The organism is Frankia sp. CeTa3Moorea (genome assembly GCF_978021225.1).
The window spans coordinates 88,286-94,899 of the sequence record NZ_CDXDOR010000004.1; the positions used below are offsets into that span (position 1 = coordinate 88,286).

At 73.0% G+C, this 6,614-nt stretch carries 8 protein-coding genes; all 8 read left to right on the forward strand.

The genetic code is table 11. The annotated features are described in order from the left end of the window. Window positions 1-17: 17 nt before the first annotated feature. The 8 genes from AC08OV_RS01845 to ruvA all read left to right on the forward strand — a co-directional run bounded on the left by AC08OV_RS01845 (window position 18) and on the right by ruvA (window position 6,512). Window positions 18-896 (forward strand): phosphatidylinositol mannoside acyltransferase, encoded by an 879-nt coding sequence (locus AC08OV_RS01845; RefSeq protein WP_476615149.1) that lies wholly within the window; start codon window positions 18-20, stop codon window positions 894-896. A gap of 7 nt (window positions 897-903) precedes the next feature. Then, complete coding sequence (locus AC08OV_RS01850) at window positions 904-2,070, forward strand: glycosyltransferase family 4 protein (RefSeq protein WP_476615150.1); 1,167 nt, start codon at window positions 904-906, stop codon at window positions 2,068-2,070. A gap of 70 nt (window positions 2,071-2,140) precedes the next feature. After that, window positions 2,141-2,695: a LemA family protein gene (locus AC08OV_RS01855; RefSeq protein ID WP_476615151.1), complete on the forward strand. Its 555-nt coding sequence runs from the start codon at window positions 2,141-2,143 to the stop codon at window positions 2,693-2,695. A gap of 148 nt (window positions 2,696-2,843) precedes the next feature. Further along, window positions 2,844-3,776, forward strand: coding sequence for a pyridoxal 5'-phosphate synthase lyase subunit PdxS (gene pdxS / locus AC08OV_RS01860; RefSeq protein WP_476592782.1), 933 nt, complete (start codon window positions 2,844-2,846; stop codon window positions 3,774-3,776). Then, window positions 3,773-4,372 (forward strand): pyridoxal 5'-phosphate synthase glutaminase subunit PdxT, encoded by a 600-nt coding sequence (gene pdxT, locus AC08OV_RS01865; protein ID WP_462188109.1) that lies wholly within the window; start codon window positions 3,773-3,775, stop codon window positions 4,370-4,372. The genes pdxS and pdxT overlap by 4 nt, the downstream gene beginning before the upstream one ends. Before the next feature lie 22 nt (window positions 4,373-4,394). Further along, a complete protein-coding gene (locus AC08OV_RS01870) occupies window positions 4,395-5,150 on the forward strand; it encodes a YebC/PmpR family DNA-binding transcriptional regulator (protein ID WP_462203079.1) in 756 nt (251 codons plus the stop codon). A 103-nt stretch (window positions 5,151-5,253) separates the two neighbouring features. Next, window positions 5,254-5,769 carry a crossover junction endodeoxyribonuclease RuvC gene (gene ruvC / locus AC08OV_RS01875; protein ID WP_462185993.1) on the forward strand — a complete coding sequence of 172 codons (516 nt, stop codon included), beginning with the start codon at window positions 5,254-5,256 and terminating at the stop codon, window positions 5,767-5,769. Continuing rightward, entirely contained in the window at window positions 5,769-6,512 is a 744-nt protein-coding gene (gene ruvA / locus AC08OV_RS01880; protein ID WP_476615152.1) for a Holliday junction branch migration protein RuvA, read from the forward strand. Before ruvC ends, ruvA begins: the two co-directional genes overlap by 1 nt. Window positions 6,513-6,614 lie beyond the last annotated feature (102 nt).

The following is a 6,614-nucleotide window of genomic DNA, read 5'->3' on the forward strand; positions in this document are numbered from 1 at the left end:
CGACGAAGGGCCGAGCGTTGACGGCGGGCGTGCGGGCGACGGCGGCCGGGCGGTTCACCGACCTCGCCTACACGCTGGGCTGGCGCGGCGTCCGGCTGCTCCCGCACCCCGTGGCCGCCGCGGCGTTCCGGTTCGGCGCCGACCTGGCCTACCGCCGCGACGGGCGGGGGGTGCGCCGGCTGCGGTCGAACCTCGCCCGAGTGGCGCCGCCGGGAACCGATCTGGACCGGTTGACCCGGGCGGCGATGCGCTCCTACGCGCGGTACTGGCTGGAGGTGTTCCGCCTCCGGGAGATCGGTCTGGACCGCGTCGTCGGCCGGCTGCGGCTGCTGGACCAGTATCGGTTGTGGGATGCGCACGCCCGCGGGAAGGGGACCATCGTGGCGCTGCCGCACATGGGTAACTGGGAGCAGGCGGGCGCCTGGCTGGTGGCGAATGGCGTGCCGTTCACGACCGTCGCCGAACGCCTGCGGCCGGAGGCGCTCTTCGAGCGGTTCCTGGCCTTCCGCTCGGAGCTCGGCATGGAGGTCGTCCCGCTGACCGGCGGGCAGGCTCCCCCGTTCGACCTGCTCACCGAGCGCCTGCTGGCCGGGGGGATGCTCTGCCTGCTCGCGGACCGGGATCTCTCCCGCGGTGGGATCCCGGTGAGCTTCTTCGGCGCCACGGCCACCATGCCCGGCGGGCCCGCGGCGCTCGCGCTGCGCACCGGGGCGACGCTGCTGCCCGCCACGCTCTGGTTCGACCATGACGGGTGGAGCGGGCGGATCCATCCCGCCGTCGAGCCGAGCGACATCCCGACGATGACGCAGGGCCTTGCGGACGCCTTCGCCGCCGGCATCGCCGCGCACCCCGCGGACTGGCACATGCTCCAGCGGATCTGGCGCGACGACGGATGACGCCGCCGTGAAGATCGGTCTGGCCTGCCCCTACGCCTGGGACGTACCGGGCGGGGTCCAGGTGCACGTGCGTGACCTCGCCGAGACCCTGATCGCCGCCGGTCACCAGGTATCCGTCATCACCCCGGTGGACGACGAACGGACCCTGCCGCCCTACGCGGTGGACGCGGGCCGGGCGTTACCGTTGCCCTACAACGGCTCCGTCGCCCGGCTTCTGATGGGCCCGGTCTCGGCCGCCCGGGTCCGCCGTTGGCTGCGTGAGCACGACTTCGATGTCCTGCACGCCCATGAACCGACCGCGCCCAGCGTCAGCCTCCTGGCCTGCATGCTGGCCGACGGGCCGATCGTCGCCACCTTCCACACCGCCAACCCCCGGTCGCGGTTCCTCACCGCGGCCCACGGCGCGCTGCAGCCGTCGTTCGAGAAGCTGCGGGCCCGGATCGCGGTCTCCGAGGCGGCCCGGCGCACCCTCGTCGAGCATCTGGGCGCCGACGCCGTCCTGATCCCGAACGGGGTGGCGGTGCAGAACTTCGCCGGCGCCCGGCCCCTGCCCGGCTACGACGACGGGCGGCCCACCGTCGTGTTCCTCGGGCGCATCGACGAGCCGCGCAAGGGCCTTGACGTGCTGCTAGCCGCCCTGCCGGCGCTCGCCGCCGAGATCGACGGTGTCCGGCTGCTGGTGGCGGGGCCCGGTGACGGGGCGGCGGTGCGGGCCCGGCTGGAGCCCGCCCTGCGCTCGCGGGTCGGCCTCGTCGGCATGGTCTCCGACGCCGACAAGCCCCGGGTCTTCGCCTCCGGGCAGGTCTACTGCGCCCCGAATACCGGTCAGGAGAGCTTCGGGATCGTGCTGCTCGAGGCGATGGCGACCGGGACCCCGGTGGTGGCCAGCGACATCGACGCCTTCCGCCGGGTCCTCGATGACGGGCGCGCCGGCAGGCTGTTCGACGTCGGCGATCCCGCGCGGCTGGCCGCGACCCTGGCCCAGGTGCTACGTGATCCCGCCGGCGCCGCGCGGCTGGTGGAACGCGGTCGCGCCGTCGTCGCCGCCTACGACTGGCGGGTCATCGCCGAGCGGATCGTCGGGGTGTACCAGATGGTCGCCGGGGACATACGGGTGTCGGTCGCGACGGCGACGCAGCCGCCGGTCCGGGGCGACGCGAGGAGTGGGGACTGACCTGCCCGGTAACTGACCTGCCCCGGTACCAGAGCCACGTCACATTCGGCCGTTGGTTACGCTGCGCGGGATGACCGTCGTCGTGGTGGTGGTCGCCCTGGTGGTGGCGATCGCGACCTATCTGACCTGGCTGGCCACTCGGCTCGACCGACTCGCGGCCCGGGTCGCGGACGCCCGCGGCGGGCTGGTGGCGCACCTGGTCGCCCGCGCTGACGCCGCGCGCGAACTGGCCCTGCGGTGTGAGCTGGCCGAGCTGGGTGAGAGCGTGGCCCGGGCCCGAACGGCCTATCCAGGCCTGCTCGCCGGGGGGGCGTTGGACGCCGCCCTCGAGCAGAGCGAGAATGCCCTGAGCCGGGCGTTACGGTCCGCCGAGGTCGCCGCGGCCGGCCAGCACCACCCCGCCGAGCTGCATGCGGTCGACTCCTGCGCGGCCCGGGTCGCGCTCGCCCGGCAGTTCCACAACGACGCGGTCCGCGACCTGCGGGCACTCGCCGGCCGGCGCGTGGTGCGGATGGCGCACCTGGCCGGCCGCCGGTCGCCCCCCGGCTACTTCGAGATCGACGACGCCCTGCCGATCCGCGGCGAGGGCGTCCCTCGCGATGACCTGCCGGGGCTGGCCTCCTGACGGCTCGGCCGGTCGCGAGATCGCCGTACCATGGAAAACCGACCCACCCGCACGGGAACCATCCGGCGGGGTACCGGCATGCGGGTGCCAGACATGCCGGTACCCCGCGGCCCTGGCGACCCGACCCAGCGAAAAGAGACGGCACATCATGCCCGAGGGCCAGACTGCCCCCGCCGCCGGCCCGGCGATCGACTCCGCCCGGCAGGCCGGTACCGCCCGCGTCAAGCGCGGCATGGCGGAGATGCTCAAGGGCGGCGTGATCATGGATGTGGTCACCGCCGAGCAGGCCCGCATCGCCGAGGACGCCGGCGCCGTCGCGGTGATGGCGCTGGAGCGGGTTCCCGCCGACATCCGGGCGCAGGGTGGGGTGGCGCGGATGAGTGACCCCGACATGATCTTGGAGATCATCGAGGCGGTCTCCATCCCGGTCATGGCCAAGGCCCGGATCGGGCATTTCGTCGAGGCACAGGTGCTGCAGGCGCTCGGGGTGGACTACGTCGACGAGTCCGAGGTCCTCACGCCCGCCGACCCGCACCACCACATCGACAAGTGGCGCTTCACGGTGCCGTTCGTCTGCGGGGCCACCAACCTGGGGGAGGCACTGCGCCGGGTCGCCGAGGGCGCGGCGATGATCCGCTCCAAGGGTGAGGCGGGCACCGGCGAGGTGTCCAACGCCGTGGTGCACATGCGTACCATCCGGGCGGAGATCGCCCGGCTGTCGGGGCTGCCCGCCGAGGAGCTCTACGCGGCGGCCAAGGAGCTGCGCGCCCCGGTCGAGCTGGTCGCCGAGGTGGCCCGGCTCGGCCGGCTGCCCGTCGTGCTGTTCACCGCCGGCGGTATCGCCACTCCGGCGGACGCGGCGCTGATGATGCAGCTCGGCGCGGACGGGGTGTTCGTCGGGTCCGGGATCTTCAAGTCCGGGGACCCGGCGCGCCGCGCCCGGGCCATCGTCGAGGCGACCACCATGTTCAAGGACCCCGACGTTCTGGTGAAGGTCTCCCGGGGCCTCGGCGAGGCGATGGTGGGCATCAACGTCACCGAGCTTCCCCCGGAAGCCCGCTACGCCGACCGCGGCTGGTGAGTGGCCCGCGGATCGGCATCCTCGCGTTGCAGGGGGATGTGCGCGAGCATGCCCGGGCGCTCACCGAGGCCGGCGCGCGGCCGGTGGCGGTGCGCCACGCGGTGGAGCTTGCCGAGGTCGACGGGCTCGTCCTGCCCGGGGGTGAATCCACCACGATCGGCCGGTTGCTGCGCGTGTTCGAGCTGTTGGAGCCGTTGCGGGCGGCGGTGGCCGCGGGGTTGCCCGTGTTCGGTTCGTGTGCTGGCATGATCCTGCTTGCGCGGGACGTCGTGGGCGGCCGGCCGGATCAACCACTGATCGGCGGACTGGACATCGTCGTCCGGCGTAACGCCTTCGGCCGGCAGGTGGACTCGTTCGAGGCACACCTCGAGGTCGTCGGGGTGGCGGGGCCACCTGTGCACGCGGTCTTTATCCGGGCACCATGGGTAGAAAAGGCAGGAGACGCGGTCGAGGTCCTGGCCCGTGTCGCCGAGGCGCCGGTGGCGGTCCGCCAGGGGCCGCTGCTGGCCACCGCGTTCCATCCGGAGCTGACCGGTGATGCCCGGGTGCACCGGCTATTCGTCGACAGCGTCCGATCGTCCGGGTCCGGTCGATGATCGGGCGCAAGAGAGGCAGGTCATGAGCGGCCACTCCAAGTGGGCGACCACCAAGCACAAGAAGGCGGTCATCGATGCCCGCCGGGGCAAACTGTTCGCCAAACTGATCAAGACGGTCGAGGTGGCGGCCAAGACGGGCGGCGGAGACCCCGCGGGCAATCCGACCCTCGCCGACGCCATCGCCAAGGCGAAGTCGCAGTCCGTGCCGAACGACAACATCGAACGGGCCGTCAAGCGGGGTTCCGGCGAGCTCGCCGGTGGGGTGAACTACGAGGACATCACCTATGAGGCGTACGGCCCGGGCGGGGTGGCGATCCTCGTGGAGTGCCTGACCGACAACCGTAACCGGGCGGCGTCGGATGTCCGGGTGGCGATCACCCGTAACGGCGGCACGGTGGCCGACCCGGGGTCGGTGTCGTACCTGTTCAACCGCAAGGGTGTCGTGCTTATCGAGAAGACCGCCGGCCTCACCGAGGACGACGTACTGCTCGCCGTGCTCGACGCCGGCGCGGAGGAGGTCAACGACGTCGGGGAGGCCTTCGAGGTGGTCTCCGAGGCGACCGATCTGCACGCCGTGCGGGTGGCCGCCACCGGCGCCGGCCTGGCGGTCACCTCCGCGGACATCTCCTGGCTGCCGAGCGTGAGCGTGCCGCTGGAGGCCGAACCCGCCGCCAAGGTCCTTAAGCTCATCGAGGCGGTTGAGGATCTCGATGACGTCCAGAACGTCTGGTTCAATGCCGACATCTCCGACGACGTGATGGAGCTAGTCGGCAGCTGATCGTCTTCTCAGGCGATCTGTTGGGCGTGTCGTGGATGTCCGGTTGCGTCGCCGTCCCTAGAATCGAACGAATGTTCTTGTGAACGTGCGGTCGGGAGGGTGGATGCGGGTGCTGGGGGTCGATCCCGGACTGACCCGGTGTGGCCTGGGGGTCGTCGACGGTGGCCTCGGTGTCCGGGCCCGCCTGGTCGAGGTGGGGGTGGTGCGCACCCCCGCCACCGCCGAGGTCGCCGAACGGTTGTGCGCCGTGTCCGACGGCATCGACGCCTGGCTTGATCGCACCCGTCCGGAGGCGGTCGCGGTTGAGAAGGTCTTCAGCCAGGCGAACATGCGTACCGTGATGGGTACCGCGCAGGCCGGGGCGGTCGCCATCATGCTGGCCGCCCGGCGGGGCCTGCCGGTGGGTCTCTACACGCCCAGTGAGGTGAAGGCCGCGGTGACCGGCAGCGGCCGGGCGGATAAGGCGCAGGTCAGTTTTATGATCACCAGGTTGCTCGGGCTGACCGAGGCGCCACGCCCGGCCGATGCGGCGGACGCCCTCGCGTTGGCGCTCTGCCACCTGTGGCGCGGGCCGGCGCTGGCCCGGTTCCGTTCCGCCGCGCCGGGCGGATCCACCTGATGATCGCGTCGTTGGCCGGCACGGTCACCGCGCTGACCCCGCTGTCCGCCGTCATCGAGGTCGGCGGGGTGGGCCTGCTTGTCCACTGCTCGCCGTCGACGCTGTCGCGGCTGCGGGTGGGGGAGCCCGCCTCCCTCGCCACCACCCTGATCGTGCGCGAGACCGAGCTGACCCTCTACGGCTTCGCCGACGCCGATGCGCGCGACGTTTTCGAGATCCTGCAGAGCGCGGCCGGGGTCGGGCCCAAGCTCGCCCAGGCCGTGCTCGGAGTGCACGATCCCGACACGGTGCGCCGCGCCGTTGCCGAGGAGGATCTCGCGGTGCTGACGAAGGTCCCCGGTATCGGGCGCAAGGGTGCGCAGCGCATCGTCCTGGACCTGCGGGACCGGCTCGGTCCGCCGAGTGGTGGTGCGCCGCTGCCCGGCCCGCGCCCGACGCCGGGACCGGAACCGGTGCCGGCCGATGCCGTCGGGGTCGCGGCGACCGTGCGGGAGGCGCTGGTGGGCCTGGGCTACTCGGGTCGTGAGGCCGACGACGCCGTGTCCCGGGCGCTCGTGGTCCTGGCCGCGCCCGCCGGCGAGGGCGCCGCTGCGGGTGGCGAGCGTGCCCTCCCGGGCGAGGGAGACGTCCCGGGCAAGGAAGGTGCCCCGGGTTCCCGGGCCGGGGCCGGCGCGGGAACCGGCGGCGCCCCGCCCGACGCCGCAGCACTGCTGCGCGCGAGCCTCGCCGTGCTACGCAGGTGAGGGCCGTTATGACGCCGCCAGGCGGCGCGCGGCCGCGTCGGGCGCTGGTCAGCCGGGGCGAGGGTAGCCGGGGCGGCGGTCAGCCGGAGCGGGGGGTACGCC

What these genes read in the sequence shown, in the direction of transcription:
- pdxS (WP_476592782.1), top strand. Translation starts at nt 2,844, where the DNA reads ATGCCCGAGGGCCAGACTGCCCCCGCCGCCGGCCCGGCGATCGACTCC.
- ruvC (WP_462185993.1), top strand. Translation starts at nt 5,254, where the DNA reads ATGCGGGTGCTGGGGGTCGATCCCGGACTGACCCGGTGTGGCCTGGGG.
- AC08OV_RS01870 (WP_462203079.1), top strand. Translation starts at nt 4,395, where the DNA reads ATGAGCGGCCACTCCAAGTGGGCGACCACCAAGCACAAGAAGGCGGTC.
- ruvA (WP_476615152.1), top strand. Translation starts at nt 5,769, where the DNA reads ATGATCGCGTCGTTGGCCGGCACGGTCACCGCGCTGACCCCGCTGTCC.
- AC08OV_RS01855 (WP_476615151.1), top strand. Translation starts at nt 2,141, where the DNA reads ATGACCGTCGTCGTGGTGGTGGTCGCCCTGGTGGTGGCGATCGCGACC.